General features: G+C 47.1%; 12 protein-coding genes and 4 tRNA genes. 8 read left to right on the top strand and 8 right to left on the bottom strand.

All coding sequences use genetic code 11. The features are described from left to right. Window positions 1-337: 337 nt before the first annotated feature. Window positions 338-2,506 (bottom strand): DUF3298 domain-containing protein, encoded by a 2,169-nt coding sequence (locus tag GPL15_RS26990; RefSeq protein ID WP_215701768.1) that lies wholly within the window; start codon window positions 2,504-2,506, stop codon window positions 338-340. 329 nt (window positions 2,507-2,835) lie between these two features. Between GPL15_RS26990 and GPL15_RS26995 the strand changes: the two genes are divergently transcribed. The 4 genes from GPL15_RS26995 (at window position 2,836) to GPL15_RS27010 (ending at window position 4,219) form a co-directional block, all read left to right on the top strand. After that, window positions 2,836-2,908, top strand: a tRNA-Phe gene (locus GPL15_RS26995). Window positions 2,909-2,949: 41 nt separating this feature from the next. Beyond that, window positions 2,950-3,020 (top strand) — tRNA-Gly (locus GPL15_RS27000). Window positions 3,021-3,061: 41 nt separating this feature from the next. Further along, window positions 3,062-3,134: transfer RNA gene (locus tag GPL15_RS27005), tRNA-Gly, on the top strand. Between the two features lie 260 nt (window positions 3,135-3,394). Beyond that, window positions 3,395-4,219 (top strand): Rpn family recombination-promoting nuclease/putative transposase, encoded by an 825-nt coding sequence (locus GPL15_RS27010; protein WP_215701769.1) that lies wholly within the window; start codon window positions 3,395-3,397, stop codon window positions 4,217-4,219. A gap of 177 nt (window positions 4,220-4,396) precedes the next feature. Here the strand turns inward: GPL15_RS27010 and GPL15_RS27015 are convergent. Next, window positions 4,397-4,470: transfer RNA gene (locus tag GPL15_RS27015), tRNA-Val, on the bottom strand. 116 nt (window positions 4,471-4,586) lie between these two features. Between GPL15_RS27015 and GPL15_RS27020 the strand changes: the two genes are divergently transcribed. The 3 genes from GPL15_RS27020 to GPL15_RS27030 all read left to right on the top strand — a co-directional run bounded on the left by GPL15_RS27020 (window position 4,587) and on the right by GPL15_RS27030 (window position 8,218). Next, window positions 4,587-5,507 carry a LysR family transcriptional regulator gene (locus GPL15_RS27020; RefSeq protein ID WP_215701770.1) on the top strand — a complete coding sequence of 307 codons (921 nt, stop codon included), beginning with the start codon at window positions 4,587-4,589 and terminating at the stop codon, window positions 5,505-5,507. A gap of 113 nt (window positions 5,508-5,620) precedes the next feature. Beyond that, complete coding sequence (locus GPL15_RS27025; RefSeq protein ID WP_252198656.1) at window positions 5,621-7,021, top strand: Na+/H+ antiporter NhaC family protein; 1,401 nt, start codon at window positions 5,621-5,623, stop codon at window positions 7,019-7,021. A gap of 27 nt (window positions 7,022-7,048) precedes the next feature. Further along, on the top strand, window positions 7,049-8,218 hold the full coding sequence (locus GPL15_RS27030; protein ID WP_346345055.1) for a M20 family metallopeptidase: 1,170 nt from the start codon (window positions 7,049-7,051) through the stop codon (window positions 8,216-8,218). A gap of 115 nt (window positions 8,219-8,333) precedes the next feature. On the opposite strand, the gene GPL15_RS27035 is transcribed toward GPL15_RS27030, so the two are convergent. The 5 genes from GPL15_RS27035 to GPL15_RS27055 are packed head-to-tail and all read right to left on the bottom strand — an operon-like array spanning window position 8,334 to window position 14,930. After that, on the bottom strand, window positions 8,334-9,314 hold the full coding sequence (locus GPL15_RS27035; RefSeq protein WP_215701771.1) for a mannonate dehydratase: 981 nt from the start codon (window positions 9,312-9,314) through the stop codon (window positions 8,334-8,336). 27 nt (window positions 9,315-9,341) lie between these two features. Further along, entirely contained in the window at window positions 9,342-11,003 is a 1,662-nt protein-coding gene (locus GPL15_RS27040) for an ABC transporter substrate-binding protein (protein ID WP_215701772.1), read from the bottom strand. 57 nt (window positions 11,004-11,060) lie between these two features. Continuing rightward, window positions 11,061-13,091 carry an ABC transporter ATP-binding protein gene (locus tag GPL15_RS27045; RefSeq protein ID WP_215701773.1) on the bottom strand — a complete coding sequence of 677 codons (2,031 nt, stop codon included), beginning with the start codon at window positions 13,089-13,091 and terminating at the stop codon, window positions 11,061-11,063. A 15-nt stretch (window positions 13,092-13,106) separates the two neighbouring features. Next, on the bottom strand, window positions 13,107-13,958 hold the full coding sequence (locus GPL15_RS27050) for an ABC transporter permease (protein WP_252198657.1): 852 nt from the start codon (window positions 13,956-13,958) through the stop codon (window positions 13,107-13,109). 27 nt (window positions 13,959-13,985) lie between these two features. Beyond that, complete coding sequence (locus GPL15_RS27055) at window positions 13,986-14,930, bottom strand: ABC transporter permease (RefSeq protein ID WP_215701775.1); 945 nt, start codon at window positions 14,928-14,930, stop codon at window positions 13,986-13,988. Between the two features lie 332 nt (window positions 14,931-15,262). Here GPL15_RS27055 and GPL15_RS27060 point away from each other — a divergent pair, with 332 nt between their 5' ends. Next, window positions 15,263-16,189, top strand: coding sequence for a LysR family transcriptional regulator (locus GPL15_RS27060; RefSeq protein WP_215701776.1), 927 nt, complete (start codon window positions 15,263-15,265; stop codon window positions 16,187-16,189). A gap of 446 nt (window positions 16,190-16,635) precedes the next feature. On the opposite strand, the gene GPL15_RS27065 is transcribed toward GPL15_RS27060, so the two are convergent. Beyond that, on the bottom strand, window positions 16,636-17,036 hold a 401-nt coding region (locus GPL15_RS27065), incomplete at its 5' end, for a hypothetical protein (RefSeq protein ID WP_215701777.1).

Genomic DNA, 17,036 nt, shown 5'->3' on the forward strand with positions numbered 1-17,036 from the left:
AACCAGCAGAAAAGCGGGGAGGGAGGAAGGCCGGGGCGCGGGCGCGGGGAAACAAGCGATACAGGGATCCTGTGGAAACCGTTTAGTGGAACTTAGGTTTTCAGCAGAAAAGAAGGCGGGCAGACACTGAATTCCGAATCAGTGTCTGAGATGCCCCTGAACGGTAAAGTCATCAGGAGTTTACCGTGAATGGGCATCGGACCGCCTTCTTTTCTGCTGAAAGCCTTAGTTCCACTTAACGGTTGGAATCAGATCCCTGTATCGCTTGTTTCCCCGCGTCCGCGCCCCGGCCTTCCTCCCTCCCCGCTTTTCTGCGTAACCCCTGATAATCAAATCCCTATTTTACAACAGCCTTCCCATACCCATTCAGGTAAGCCCCACAGCTTTCATAAGGAACTGTATAGGTAAACCGCCCCGCAGCATAGCTGCCCAGTTCATAAGCATTGAATACAAATGTGAAGCCAGTTTCGTCCAAAAGCCAGTTTGTATTCAGATCATAGTTCTGAAGCGTGGTCCGGTATTCCGGGAACATTCCTTCGGTATCATTGTTTGCCCATATCTGATTGAGGATTTCCTGCTTCAAAAATGACTGGAACTGAACCGGATCGGTGGAAATGTCGGAAAGGGTCAGCATTAAGCCCGAGTACATATCAAAATTGTAATATGTGAGCGCATCATATCCGTGGGCGCCTCCATAATAATCATAGCTGTTAACAATGATTCCCAGCACTTTTCCCGTATTCAGGCCGATGGAATAGGTGCCCAACTGCTCGTATGGGTAAGGGATAGCGTATTCATCACTGTCTTGTCTAACAGTTTCAACCATGCTGTCGTGAAGTTCCTGGTTCATCGATCTGAAATATGTATTAATCTTATCGATTCCCTCCAAACCTTTAACCGGCATGACTTCCGGATAGGAGAGGTCAATATTGCAGATTTCAATGCCGGCGCTGTTTTTAAGGACATTTGTTATTTTCTTTTCATTGATGAGTGCGGGCTTTGCTGAAATGGATTTCAGAAGATCCACCCGGCCTTTTTCAACTACTGCGCGAAGTTCGCTGTTGTCGTAAACTCTTACAATATAATTGGTGTCGGAGTTATTCATGACGTCTCTGACCGTATAGGCCCCTGCCAGTGAACCTTCATTTTTCAGGGTATCTATCACCGTATCGCTGTAAAGATCCCAGTATTTAGATGCATCATATTTATGCAAAGTCTGTTCTACATAATCCATAGCTTCTGTCATGGAATCGTATTCGCCGGAATTGCCTGTATCCGTACCCACATCACGGCCATCTTCATCTACAGTGCCCCAATGGGTAATATAGCGGAGATTCACCGGTTCTCCGGAATTTTTCAGTTCAGTCAGGCTTTCACTTTCGCTGAAAACGTATCGGAATCCGGTCTGAAGCTGGAATTGGCTGTCCACAACCTGATAAATGCGGATCTCGTCATAGGAATATTCCATATAGGTTCCGGCGCTGGTTCTGATGCACAGATAGGGTTTCGAACCGCTCTCATAGTTGGCCGCAGTGATAAAACCGAAGCACTGGTCCTCCAGAACGCCTGCATCTTTTACGCTGTGCTTTTCTGCAACTGCTCCATTTTCCAATTGATACAGGTACAGGTCAAATGACTTATTGCTGTAAGTATAACTGCCGTCTCCGCCCGTCTGTTCATCAGCCCGGCTGACAACAGCAGCCATATCGAGAGAGGAATCCCCATCCAGATCATTGATTACAACGCTGACAAGTCCTGTAAATGGAGCCGGATCCCAGAAATTATCCTGCCACACATAGGAATTGTAAATGCTCTCATCCAGTTTTGCCAAGCCATAAGCCGGAACCAGGGTATTTACAATATAATTCTGATAGAGTTCCCGTTCACTTTCCGTCAGGTGCTCTTCTTCAGAATCCCAATCGTGTTTCGGAAGATATTTTTTCCCGATTTCGTAAATATCACGGGCCCGGGAAAAGTCATTTTCTTCTGTGCGGATATCCGCCAGTTTCGTCAAAACAGCCCGGCTGTCGCCTGTGATATCTTCCTGGTTTTCATAGCCTGAAGTGACAATGTCCACTGCACGTTCCAATATATCGGCTGCAGCTTCCGGATCGTCCTGAGCCAGATAGACATCGGAAAGTTCTATGTACGCGTCCAGATTCCTGGGATCGATTTTAATAGCGGCCTTATAAGCGATAACAGCCTGTTCATAATCCATCTCATCCAGATAGCGCTGCCCGGCAGCCATCTTCATTTCATAGCGTTTTTGGCTGACTTTCTGCATAAGAAATGGGGTCAAAATGACCGCGGCGGCGATTACGAGAAAAAATGTAGTTGTGAGCAAAACTATTTTCAAAGTTTTTTTAGGCGGTTTGGGCGGTTCGGGCGGGGCGGCAGGCTGGGGGCCCGGAGGCGGTGAAGCCGGAACATCCTCCTGCTGAAATCCGCAATAACGGCAAAATCTGGTGCCATCCGGTAATTCTTTTCCACAATTTGAGCAATACATAGTTATATATCCTTTCTGGAGATGATTGTTTTATACAATCATTCAATTCATATGGAACATTATAGCAAATAAAGACAAGATGTGACAGTATTTCACATGAGACTACATAGAATTTTTCTCCAATGCTTCCTGGCCTGCTTTTTCGGTTAAAACGTGGGATCTCTAAACTATCGCAGTCTTTCGTTATTGTTCCCAGTCCCTCCGGCCTGCCGGATTTTCCAATGAGGGACTGTGAACAGCCACATTTTTTCTAAAAAATATTAAATTTGATCTTGACAAAGCCAGCATTATAAAGTAAAATTATCGATGTCGCAAGTCGCGGTGGTTATGCCTTGGTAGCTCAGTTGGTAGAGCAGAGGACTGAAAATCCTCGTGTCACTGGTTCGATTCCGGTCCAAGGCATTGTACTCTTTGGAGTGCATTGAATACTTTAAGAGTTCCTCGCGGGTGTAGTTCAATGGTAGAACACTAGCCTTCCAAGCTAGATACGTGGGTTCGATTCCCATCACCCGCTTGACAGATTTTTGAATCTGTGCTATATTATATTTTGCTTATGCGCGAGTGGCTCAGTTGGTGGAGTACGACCTTGCCAAGGTCGGGGTCGCGGGTTCGAGTCCCGTCTCGCGCTCTTCTTTATTTTATAGAACTTATGAAGTTTCCGATGTTTTCGGAAGCTTTTTTATTTAATTCTTGCACAATCTTTTCCTCCTGTTTTTTCAGAATAGCTCTGTAAATGTTTCAATACAGGCATATCACCATCCGGTGTTTCCACTTTTATCATAAAAATACGATATTTTTAATTTAAAATATTGCAAATCCCCCTATCAAAACGTATAATTTAACTATAAGCAGAATGTCTTGAGCGCCATACAGAAACCAGGAGGAGTTATGGCTCAAAAAAAGACATTTCAGGAGTTGGATTTAAATAATTCCTTTCTCTTTGCAACCGCTTTAGAGGATCCGGAAATCTGCCGTATGATTTTAGAGTTAATTCTCGGGACGGCAATTTCAGAGGTCGTTGTAAAGACAGAGAGGACAATGCTGTTCAGCTCGGATTTCAGATGCATACGGATGGACGTATATGCCTTAGATGAGGCGGAAGTATCCTATAATATAGAGATGCAGAATCAAAACAGGGGAAACTTGGCAAAGCGCAGCCGCTATCATCAGGCGGAGATGGACATCGTTTCATTAAAGCCGGGAGAGGATTTTTCGGATTTAAAACCGTGTTATGTGATTTTCATCTGCACATTTGATCCTTTTTCTGCCGGAAAATACCGGTATACATTTGAAAACCGATGCGTAGAAACCGGGGAGGCGCTTGGCGATGAGACTTGGAAGATTTTCCTTAATACCAAAGGAAAAGACCCGGCCGGTGTTCCCCAGGAGCTGATCCATTTTCTTCATTATATAGAAGAAACCACTGATACTTATGTCAATGACATCAAGGATGAAACCGTCACAAGAATCCATGATAAAATCAGCCGGTTAAAGGCAGACCGGAATTTGGAGGTGAAGTATATGACCCTGGCGGAATATATGGAAGATGAGATGGAAGAACGCCGTAAGGAGATATTAGAAGAAGGCGCAAATATTATGCTCACGCTGATCGCCAAAATGATGGCGGATGGTATCGAAAATCCGTTGGAACGCCTGACAGCGGATGCGGATTACCGGAAAGAGATGCTCAATAAGTACAATCTGATGCTTTAAATCTATCATATCTATTTTCATAGGCCCCGCCTTTCCGGGCGGGGATCATTTTTGCACAAACAATCAAATGTTTGTAGTTTTAATTCAAATCAGTTCCCAAATACACTATAATAAAACGTAAAGCGCAAAAGGACATTTTGCTTATTTCTGCTGCTTTTGAATTTGGGCAGTAAAAAATGGAAGTAATGGGGCTCGAACCCATGACCTCTCGCGTGTGAGGCGAACGCTCATCCCAGCTGAGCTATACTTCCATAGTTAGATTATAGCACTGTAAATGAAAAATTCAATAGTAAAATTATAAATGCCTTTCATATTCGTAACCCTTCTTCCTTCATTTGTGGTAAAATAACCAAAAGGAGGTATCTCCATGAATTTAAAAGAACAGTTATACGTCTGCACATTAGCGCGGTGTCAGACGATTTCAAAAGCTTCAGAGGAACTTTATATTTCCCAGCCCGCTCTCAGCGTGTATATCAGCAATTTGGAAAAATATCTGGGGATGAAACTGTTTGAGCGGACCGGCAAATGTTTTATACTCACCCCCATCGGTGAAGAGTATGTAAAGCGGGCGGAAAAGATGCTTGAGATGAAAGCAGAATTTGACGAGCTGGTAGAAATGGCGTCGGGAAAGATGGACGGACATATCCGGGTGGGAATCCAGATGCGCAGGGCGATCACTACAGCCCCCTTTATTCTGCAGCAGTTTATAAAGGAATATCCGGACATTGAACTCACATTCCGGGAAGGCACCCACTCCGAACTGATTAAGATGTATATGGACAATCAGGTTGATCTGATGGTCTGCATTTATAAGGACGAGCTGCCGGGATCCGATTATATTGAGATTGGAAAAGAGCAGGTGCTGGTTGCCCTTCCTGCCGGACACAGCGCGAACCAATATGCATTTGAGATGCCGGGCAGCCGTTATAAGCACCTGGATGTGGCCTGTCTGGACAGGGAGACATTTATCCTTCCCCAAAAGGGGCAGAGTCTGAGGACAACGGCGGAACGGCTGATGGAACAGGTTCAGATCAAGCCGGGACGCATCATAGAGATCAGCAATTTTGAAACGGTGATGTCAATGGTGGAAAAAGGCCTTGGGGTGGGTTTTAACCGCCTTGGTTATATCGGCAACATGGACCGGTTTGAACATATCAATTATTATCTGATCGGAAAAGAGCCCTACTGTTCCAGGTTGGTAATAGCATACAAAAAGGGATTCGTATTTCAGCCCTATGCAGAGCGTTTGGTTGAGCTCCTGAAGGAATACTGCAGGTGTGATTATTAAATATGCATAAATTGTATAAAGAAAACCTAATCAAACATTAAAATTTATCTAATGGTGCTGGAATTAATTCTTATGTATACTTAGAACATCAAACTATTTTAGGAGGGTGTTCTATGAAACCAAAGAAAAAAGGATTTAAAATGCCGCACAGCTTTGTCATCGTATTCTCGATCATTGTTGCTGCGGTATTAATGACATGGATTATTCCTGCGGGCGAGTACGTGCGCGTGGAAAATGCCCAGGGGATCAAAGTCATTGACCCAACACAATTTAATTATTTACCCAGAAGCGCGGTTAATATTTTTCTGATTCCTCTTTATATCGTCAAAGCATTTATCAAGAGAGTGGATTTGCTGCTGGTGATCCTGTTCTCAGGCGGCGCGTTCCATATGCTGACTGAATCAGGCGCACTGCAGGCAGTTATCGCCAAGGCGGCAAAGAAATTCTCAAACAATCTTTATGTATTTATCCCGATTCTCACATTGATTTTCGGCCTTGTTTGTACTACACAGGGCGTTAATATTTTCATCGCTTTTGCACCGGTTATGGTCATGATGTCTCTGGCCATGGGGCTGGATTCCATCACCGGCGCGGCCATCATTCTGCTCGGCGGGGCAATCGGTTTCTCAACCGGTACATTAAACCCCAGCACCACAGTTGTTGCACAGAAGATCGCAGAACTTCCGCTGTATTCCGGCATCGGCTACCGGGCGGTCTGCTTTGCTGTTTACTACATAATAACGAATATTTATCTGATTAAATATGCTTTAAAGGTTAAGAAAGATCCAACCGTCAGCCCTATGTATGACCTGGACAAGGAGAATGAGCTGAATACAGGCGGGGACCTGGATTCATTTGGAACCATTGATCTCAGAAAGATCCTCATCATCCTGACCTTAATCGCATCCCTGGTAGCGATTGTATACGGCAGCGTGAATAAAGGCTGGGATATGCCGGAAACAGCGGCTATCTTTATCGGAATGGCCATTGTGGTTGGCGCGATTGCAGGATTTGACCCCAATACTATCTCCAAATACTTCTTGGAAGGATGTAAAAAGATGCTTTCCGCGGCAATCATCATCGGTCTTGCACAGGCCATCAGCGGAATCATGACAGACGGTAAGATCATCGATACGGTTGTGCACGCTCTTGCAAGCGGATTAAATGTGGTTCCGGCCGTGCTTCAGGCTCCGGCCATGCTGATTGCCAACACGATTATCAATGTGTTCCTGACCTCAGGTTCCGGACAGGCGGCCGCTGTTATGCCCATCATGACGCCTTTGGCGGACTTAATCGGCATGACCCGTCAGACCGCTATCCTGGCGTTCAACTTTGGCGACGGTTTCTGTAACTACATTCTTCCTACTTCCACAGCTCTTATGGGCATTATCAGCGCGTCTAATATTCCATATGACCGCTGGATGAAATTCATGTGGAAGATGTTCTTAATCTGGCTGGCAATCGGAGCCGTACTTCTGATGATAGCCCAGGCGATGAAATTCGGCCCAATGTAAATGTAAAGTCTGAAGGGAGAGAAATTAGTGAAAGAACAATTATTTAATGCGGTTGATGTTCAGAAAGAGCGGTTGATTTCCATGTCGGATACCATTTTCGACAATCCGGAATACGACGGCGAAGAAGTGATGGCCGCCGGTCTTCTGACCGATTATCTGAAAGAACAGGGCTTTTCTGTTGAAATGGGAGTTGGCGGATTTAAAACAGCCTTCCGCGCCTCTTACAGCCACGGAGAGGGCGGACCGGTGATCGGCATCCTCTGCGAGTATGACGGGCTGAAAGGTTTAGGCCATGGCTGCGGCCATCATATGCAGGGGCCTTCCTGTCTGGGCGCCGCCATTGCGTTAAAAAACATGGAAACGGAGCGGCCGTTCCAACTGATCGTTTACGGCACGCCTGCGGAAGAAACTTTCGGTTCCAAATGCGCCATGATAGAAAACGGCTGTTTTAGAGAACTGGACGTGGCGTTTATGATGCATGGCGCTCCTAACACATGCACTGATATCAAATGCCTGGCTCAAAACAGCTTCACAGTTACATTTACAGGCAAGAGAGCCCATGCGGCTTTAGCTCCTGAAAAAGGGAGAAGCGCCCTGGATGCGCTTTTGATCGCATTTCAGGGAGTGGAGTTTTTGAGGGAACATGTGCCCGATGATGTGAGAATGCATTACACCATAGGCGAACTTCCGGGGCCTGCCAATGTGGTTCCGGTAAAGGCGGTGGGCGATTTCTCAATCCGTTCATTTTCCAAAAAAACATTAGAGGAAGTGACAGTCCGTTTCCAGGATATTATCAAAGGGGCGGCTCTGATCGGCGGAGTTGAATACGAGATGGTAAAAGGCACCACGTTCTTCAACAAGATTCCGGTACTTCTCTTAAATGACCTGCTGATGGAGAACGCGAAGCTGGCTGGCGCTGTCCAATTAGCGCCTCCAAGGGAAAAAACAGGCTCCACAGACTTCGGCAATGTCATGTACGAAATCCCGGGTTCCTGTATCCGCGTGGCCTTTGTGCCGGAAGGAACGCCTTCTCACTCCCAGGAATATGTGGACGCAGGCAAGACGGAAGCGGCTCATAACTGCGTGATCCATGGCGCTAAGGCGATTGCCGGAGCGGCTTATGATCTGATCATGACGGATGGACTTATGGATAAAGTTAAGGAAGAGTTTGCGGAAAGCAAAAAGAAAAACCAGTAATTGGGCAGACAATTTGGAAGACGATAGGTAACGAAACGGCGGAATCAATGCCGTAAAAAGGGCGCCGCCCAATCATCTGATCTGATGATTGAGCGGCGCCCTCTTTTTATACCTTTTATTTATTAACTTCTGCAATTGCACAGTTCAGCAATGCTTTCATATAACCCAGGCTGTAGGCCACAGAAGAATCTTCCCCGCCGCAGGACTGAGCATAAATCGGAACATGGTCCACATGCATCATTCCGTCATAATCGCAGGAAACAAACTGTTTCATCACCTTGTACATATCCATATAGCCGTCTTCTAACAGCGTCTCCTCAAAATATGGCACAGTACCGCTGACATTGCGGAAATGCACGATCAGGACTTTCTTCTGTTCCACAAAATACTTAATGTCTTCCAGAACATTTCCAAATGCATCTCCGCCTTCCAGCCAGCATCCGATACACATTTTCATGCCCAGATAAGGGCTGTTTCCTGCCAGTTCGAAGGCATGTTTATAATCTTCCGCCGAAGTGATCAGGTTGCTGATTCCCTTCAGGCAGGCCACTGGAGGATCGTTAGGATGAAGGGCAATCTTTACATTGGCTTCTTCGCAGACCGGCAGAACACGGTCTAAGAAATATTTGAAATTATCCCACATCTCTTCCTTTGTAAACAGTCTTCCATGGCTGTATGGATGTGTTTCCAGCTCTTTGATGTCCACAATTCTGCCGATTGCGCCTCTTGTATGTTCCCCTACGCCAAAACGCGTGGTAAGCACCTGGTTTGGTTCCCATGTCATATAGACGATACGGATGCCCGCTTTTCCAAGAACCCTGTTAAAGTCATTATAGCGCTGAATCGCTTCATCCCGCCCAGGAAGAGCCAGATGCATGGCCGCATTTTTATAAATGGCAGTATTTCCCGCATCGGTTGCCACCAGGCCGAATTTATCAAGCCTTTCCATAAAACGCATCACTGAATCATAGTCCGTATGCTCATCTTTAAACATAACGTAGACATATTTCACGCCCATTTGTGTTAAAAATAAAAGCTGTTCATCCGTATAGTCTGATATAACCTTATGCTGTACACGAATTTTAGTTCCTAACATGTTCCTGTTCTCCAATCTTATTGTTTTTTATTCTGCAATATACATTGCTTCCGGTGTCCACTGCTCCAGGTTCACACTGTAAATACCGATATCTTTCACATTTGGCTGTGCAAATGTCTGATAATATACAACGCTCATTGGGGTGATCATTACATAATCCTGAACCAGGGCTTTTGATGCTTTCTGCAGATTTTCTTTCTTCTCTTCAATGGTCTTTGCCGCTCTTGCCGCGAATAACGGTTCTTCAAATTCTGCAGGGCGGAGCATGATTCCATGGTTCTTAATACCTTCTGAGGAATACAGACGGATATAGTTGTTGGTGAAATCCATTTTGCTGGCTCCACGGTTTGCGATAAATCCGTCGATGTCATCTTCTTTCTGCATAGCTGCCAGGGCGGAGCTGTCCAGAGTTTCCACTGCCGCATCGATATTGAGTAATTTTAAACATGCCTGGAATGCGGTTGCCGTATCGGTATTCTGTGAGTTTGTATAGATTTTGGTGCTGAATCCATCAGGATATCCGGCTTCTGCCAGCATCTGTTTTCCTAATTCCACATTGAATTCATAGAATTCGGCATCCGGACTGTAAGCCCAGGAATCTTTGGTACAGAACAGAGGGGTTGCCTCGCCTAAACCGCCTGATAATGTGAGAGCCACGTTGTCCCAGTCAATACAGTGCATAATTGCCTGACGGACTTTTAAGTCTCCCATAGGATGTTTGTCGCTCTTGCTGTTCCAGATGATGTGCTTAATATCCGCTACGTTGGCATTTCTCTGGCCGATGCTTTCAAATCCTGCCATTTTGATGGTATTGATGATTTCGCTGTTCTCAAACTTCATGGCAACGTCTACTTCTTTGTTCATAAGAGAAGATACACGTGTATTAAGGTCTGTGATGATGTCGATTTCTAGCTCATCTACATAAGGCTGTCCTTCAATACGGTAATTCTCATTCTTTTTGTATTTTACTGAGTTATCGGCTACATAGGACACGAATTCGAAAGGACCTGTACCCACGCAGTTGATCTTGCACCACTCTTCTCCATTTTTATCATAAGCCTCTTTGGAGCAGATGAAAATGTCGCTGATTACATTATCCCAGTTATTGGCCCATTCTTTATACTGGATCTTAACTGTAAGATTGTCCACCACTTCCACTTTTTCGGGGCTTCCGATCTCACTGGCTTTCCCATTGTCGATATACTGCTGGATGTTCCACGCAACCGCTTCCGCGTCACATACGGAACCATCGTGGAATTTCACGCCGTCACGAAGTTTGATTGTAAAGGTAAGCGCATCCGGATCAGTCACGAATTCTTCCGCCAGCCATGGGTAATAATTACCGTCTTTATCCACACGTCCCAGGGATTCCAGAACAGGGGCCGCTGTAAAACGGTCGCCGGTGGAAGAAGACTGAGGCATGAAGAATGTGGTCAGGGGCTGAGGCGTAGAAATCTTAATGCTGCCGCCGGCCTGTTTTCCGGCAGCTTCCGGCGCTGCCTGGGCGGCTGAGGATTCGCCTCCTGCCGCTGATGTCTCCCCTGCTGCCGTTGTCCCGCCTGCTGCTGCCGTAGTTGCCGCAGGCGTTCCTGCTGAAGACGCCGGTTCAGATTTTGAACATCCTGCCAGCCCGGTAACTGCCATAGCCGCTGCCATCAATAACGCTAATGCTTTCTTTGTTTTTTTCATAGTAAACCTCCTTATATTTTTATAACAGCTTCTGCCGTTATAAGTTCATTATTATCTCTATTTTTCATATAAGAAACATGCCACCTGATGCCCATTTCCCGCATCCATCAGCTTAGGAACTTCCTGCTTGCAGCGTTCTGTCGCCCGGTCGCATCTGTCGTGGAACGGACATCCGGACGGACGTTTGGTAAGGCTTGGCACCTCGCCGCGGATTTCAACCCGTTCTCTGACAGCCTCCACCGCCGGATCGGCTACCGGCACAGCGGATAACAGGGCCTTTGTATATGGGTGAAGGGTATTTTCATACAATTCCTCACACTCCGCAATCTCCACAACCCGTCCCAGATACATAACCAGAATCCGGTCGCTGATGTGTTTTACCACCGCAAGGTCATGGGCGATGAACAGATAAGTCAGGCCCAATTTCGCCTGCAGTTCCTCCAGCAGGTTGATGATCTGCGCCTGGATTGACACATCCAGGGCGGATATGGGCTCGTCACAGATAATCATATCCGGGTTGGAAGACAAAGCCCGGGCAATTCCGATCCTCTGTCTCTGGCCGCCGGAGAACTCATGGGGTACACGCCCTTTTAATTCCGGGTCCAGGCCTACAATTCGGAACAGTTCGTCCACACGCTGGTCATACTCTTCTTTGCTCTTAACCAGTTTATGAAGCTTCAGAGATTCCCCTACAATGGCCTCTGCCGTCTGCCTCGGGTCCAGGGAAGAAAATGGATCCTGGAAGATCATAGCGATCTTGGAACGGTATGGAGCCATCTGCTTATCCGTAAAGTTGGCGATATCCGTGCCGTTAAACAGGATTTCCCCTTCCTCCGGCTGGTAAACCCTCATGATACAGCGGGCCAGGGTTGTTTTGCCGCATCCGCTCTCGCCTACGATTCCCAGGGTCTCCCCTTTTCTGGCGTGGAAGGTGATCTCTTCGATGGCTTTGACTTCGCCCACCTTTTTCCTCATCAGCCCTTTGTAAACCGGGAAATACTTCCTTACATTCTTCACTTCCAGACAGTTGACGGGCTGGATCACGGATTTCGGCGCCTTTTTAATCTCTTTCTTCGCAATTTCCTCTGCTTTCTGAACTTTTTCTTCTTCCGTCAGCAGGCAGGCGCAGAAATGTCCCGGGGAAATCTCAGCCAGTTCCGGTTTTTTACTCTCTTTACAGCGGTCTGCCCGGTATTCACATCTGTCATAGAAAGGACAGTACTCAGGCCGGGAAGCCGGGTTTGGCGGAAGTCCGTCAATGGGGATCAGGATACGGTCCTTGGGATCGTCCAGCCGTGGAATCGCTCTTAACAGCGCCCTTGTATATGGATGTTCCGGCTTCGCAAACAATTCTCCTGCCGCGGTGGTCTCCACCACGCTGCCGGAATACATAACGTAAATCCGTTCCGCAAACCTTGCTACAATTCCCAGGTTATGGGTAACGATCACTACGGCTGTATTGGTCTTTTTCGCGATATCGCGGATCATTTCCAATAACTGGGCCTGGGTGGTTACATCCAGGGCGGTTGTGGCCTCATCCGCCACCAGAACCTGGGGCTGTGAAGACATGGCCATGGCGATCATGATCCTCTGCCTCATACCGCCGGAAAACTGCTGCGGATAATAGTGGAACCGCTGTTCCGCATCCGGGATATTTACCATTTTCAGCATCTCTATGGTTCTGGCTTTTGCCTCTTCCTTGTTCAATTTCAAATGAAGCATGATGTTTTCCTGAATCTGGTATCCGATGGTCAGCACCGGATTCAGCGATGTCATGGGCTCCTGGAAGATCATGCTGACCTTCCCGCCTCTCATATGGCGCATTTCTTCACTCTGGGCGTCATAGTCCAGCATATTTTTGTCGCTTCCGTCTATGTAAACTTCTCCGCCGTTGACCTTGCCCGGCGGGCTGATAAGCTGAAGCATGCTCATCATTGTCACCGACTTGCCGCTGCCCGATTCCCCAACGATTCCGATGATCTCTCCGGGATTCAGATACATGGACACCCCGTCCACTGCCTGAACCTGTTTCCCGTCTGTACGGAAGCTGGTGCGGATTCCTTTTAATTCCAGCAAATGTTTCGTCATTCCCTCTTCCTCCTTTTAGATCTCGCCTCTGAGCCTTGGATCCAAAGCGTCACGCACTCCGTCTCCCAGCATGTTCAGACAGATAACCAGTATCGCCACACAGATTCCAGGCGCCAGCGCAAATGCCGGGCTCTGGAGCAGGAACAAACGTCCCTCGCTCACCATGCTTCCCCAGGAAGCTGTCGGCGCGCTGATTCCAAGCCCCAGGAAGCTTAAACCTGCCTCCGAAAGGATGGTTGTGCCCACCTGCTGGGTCATCATAACGATGATCGGGGAAATGCTGTTGGGCAGGATGTGTTTGAACATCAGCTGAAAGTTGCTGTTTCCCTGAAGTTTTCCAGCCATAATGTAATCCGACTGTTTGATGGACATTACCTGTCCTCTCATCATACGCACATAACCGGCCATGGATGAGATTCCGAGGATAATTGCCAGGTTGCGGATTCCGCTGCCGAACACCGCCGTCAGCGCCATTGCCAGCACAACCTGAGGAATGGCCCGGATCGCTTCTGTCATACGGTTGATCACGTCATCCACGATTCCTCCGAAATAACCGGCCACCATGCCTAAAAATGTTCCGATGGCGCAGGCGATCACCACCGCCAGCACACCGATAATCAGGCTGACCCTTGCGCCGAATATAATCCGGCTCAGAACATCACGGCCGTAAGAATCGGTTCCCAGCCAGTGAGCCCCCGACGGTTTCGCAAGATAAGCCGCAAAGTCCGCGTAATTGGGGTCATAAGGTGTAATGAGAGGGGCGAATACCGCGGTAAAGATAAACAGCACCACCACCACAAATGCAAAAACAACTATCTTTCTGGAGAACATGGCTCCAAAAAATTTCTTGAGTTTTATATTCTTCATCATCTTCCTCCTATTCTGCTCTGCCGCTTATTCCAAACGGATCCGCGGGTCAACCACTGCATAAAGGATATCGGTGATCAGATTGACCGTACATGCAACCAGCGCTGTTACCAGTACACAGGCCTGTACTACCGGAATGTCACGGGAGGTGATGGCCTTAACAAACAGAGATCCCATTCCCGGAATCGAGAATACGGATTCCACGAACATGGAACCGCCAAGCATGGCTCCCAGCCTCATTCCCAGGATGGTAATAACGGGTATCAGACCATTTTTCAGCGCATGGATGAAAATGACCTTTTTCTCTGTCAAACCTTTGGAACGGGCCGTCCTCACATAGTCCTGACGGATTACTTCCAGCATACTGGAACGGGTCTGCCTTGTTACCGTGGCAATTCCGCCAAGGGCCAGACAGAACAGCGGCATCACAAGCTGTTTCATGCTGGTGGCAAAATCATCCCAGGGCCATGTAAAACCATAAGAGGGAAGCCAGCCCAGTTTCATGGAAAATACAAACATCACTAAAAGGCCGATCCAGAACTGAGGAAGGCATGCGGTGATGTTGGCCAGAAGGGTAACTACCATATCCGCTGTTTTTCCTCTTTTTACCGCACTCACAACTCCGAAAAATACACCCAGCGGGATGCTGATTAAAAATGCGGCAAACGATAAAAACAATGTGATCGGAATCCGTTCTGCCAGCACTTCGGCGGTATTTTTATGGAACTGTGTGGACATGCCCAGGTTTCCCTGAAGGGCATTGAACAGCCAGCTGAAATACCTGACGATAATCGGTTTATCCAGCCCCAGTTCCAGATACACTCTCTGGTATTCCTCCGGTGACACCTCTTCTCCCAGCATGGCGTACACCGGATCGCCGGGAATCAGGGAAACCAGCATAAAGATAAAAATGGATATCAGGAAAATGATTAAAATCATCTGTCCTGTCCGCTTCGCTATATAAGACCCCATAAACGTTTCTCCTCTCTTCTGTCTGCATTTTGTAACAGTTCAGACCTATCTGAACTGTTACTGCATTTTTTCTTTCTTGCTTAACAATACTTCTCAATGCTTTTGATTTCTGCTATAATAATCAGAATAAATAATGGTATGTAATCCGCATATTATTATAGATTTTTATAACTGCTATCCACTCCTCCTTAACATCTTTGTGTCGTTTTGCACAAATATCTTATACCCATTATAGGGCTCGTATATCTTTTACACAAATATTTAAAATTGATGTTTTGATCACTTTTTCTTATGTACCAATCTTTAAAAAACTTATTAAAAGGATAAATACAATGAATACAAAACAACTTACCTATTTTATAGAGATCGCCAAACAGCGGAATATGAATAAAGCGGCAGAGCAGCTTTTTGTATCCCAGTCCTCCCTAAGCCAGTATTTATCGAGACTGGAGGAAGAGATGGGAACCCCTTTGTTTTACCGCCAAAAGGGCAATATGACCCTGACCCCGGCGGGACAGCTTTACCTTGAGTGCGCCCAGAAGGTCATCTCTCTGAAAAATAACCTGATCCGGGATATTGCCGGACTTTCCAGCCCCACCCATATAAAAGTGGGGATCAACTCCATTTGGGGCAATACCTTGATGACAACTCTCACAACACAGTTCCGGGAAAAACATCCTGAGATCACAATCGAGATATTTGAAGAAAACCACCGGCTTCTCAAAAAGCTGGTCACGGACGGGGAGATCGATATCGCCATCATAACCACTGATTCCATCGATGCGCTCCAGGGATATGGTGAGATTCTCAGGTATGAAGAACTGTATTTCGCCATTTCCCAACAGAATGCCTATTTTGAAACACACCCCAAACCGGAGGGAATCGGGCACATGGACCTGATCGACCTGGTCCGTCAGTTTGAAAAAGAAAACTTTATATTAACCAAACAGACCTCCAGTTTCCGCGGAATGATCGACCGGAACCTGGCTGCCTGCAATTTTACGCCCAGCATCATATGTGAAATCAGCAATATGAACACGGTAAGGAACATGGTTTCCCACAACTTAGGCGTGGCCTTCATCCCATCCTCCTGCGCGGACACCACCTTAGGCCTGGAAATCTGCTACTATTCCATAACTCCGCGGCTGGAGCGGATCAATGCGATGATCCACAGCAAAACGCTGGCGTTCAGTGAGGCGGAGGTGGATTTTATGAATTTGGTGAGGAATTATCCGCTTTTTAAGAGAAAGGAAGGATAAATTCTTTTTAAGCGAGTAAGTAACGCCGGGAAGGAAGGGGCCGCCGGGCGGGAGACGGAACAGGGATCGGGAATTCGGGATTCGCCCCTAAGAAATACTAGGACCCCAGGGGCGGAAAGAGGCAGGCCGGCGCCCATTCGCAGTAAACTCCTCATGACTTTACTGCTCAGGGGACGCCTTACAAACTGATTCGGTTGTCAGTTTGTACCTGCCTCTTTCCGCCCCTGGGGTCCAAGTATTTCTAAGGGGTTCCATACGATCCCCGATCCCTGTTCCGTCTCCCGCCCGGCGCCCCCTTCCTTCCCGGCTGTGTATTGGCTGGTTGTGGGGAGAAGATTTCCAAAGTTCTGAGTAGGGAACTGGTTTTCCTGAAGTACAAACAAAATTTTGTGTAAAATATTTCCTCCCAGCCGCTACTATCCTAGCGAAAAATTATATATAATTTATTAAACCTGAGAAAACCAGCGGGAAAGCGGGGAGAGGCGGCGGCTGGTGGACAGGGGGACCGGAACAGAGCGGGCGGCGCGGAATCCAGCGGTGATGAAAGCCGTCTGGAAATCGTTAGTGAAACTTAGGCCGCAGGGGTGGAAAAAGACGGGCAGAAACTGAAATCCAAATCGGTTTCTGAGATGCCCCTGAACGGTGAAGTCCATAAAGAGTTCACCGTGAATGGGCATCGGACCGTCTTTTTCCACCCCTGTGGTCTTAGTTTCACTTACGGTTGGAAGCCGGTTTTCATCACCGCTGGATTCCGCGCCGCCCGGTCTGTTTGAACTGTACCCCTTGTCAAGGACATTTTTAAAGGCGGGGCGATTTATTTTTGGTCGCCTCTTTTGCGCTTGTATCC

The sequence above is a fragment of the Clostridium sp. MCC353 genome, from assembly GCF_018785315.1.
Classification (GTDB): domain Bacteria; phylum Bacillota; class Clostridia; order Lachnospirales; family Lachnospiraceae; genus CHH4-2.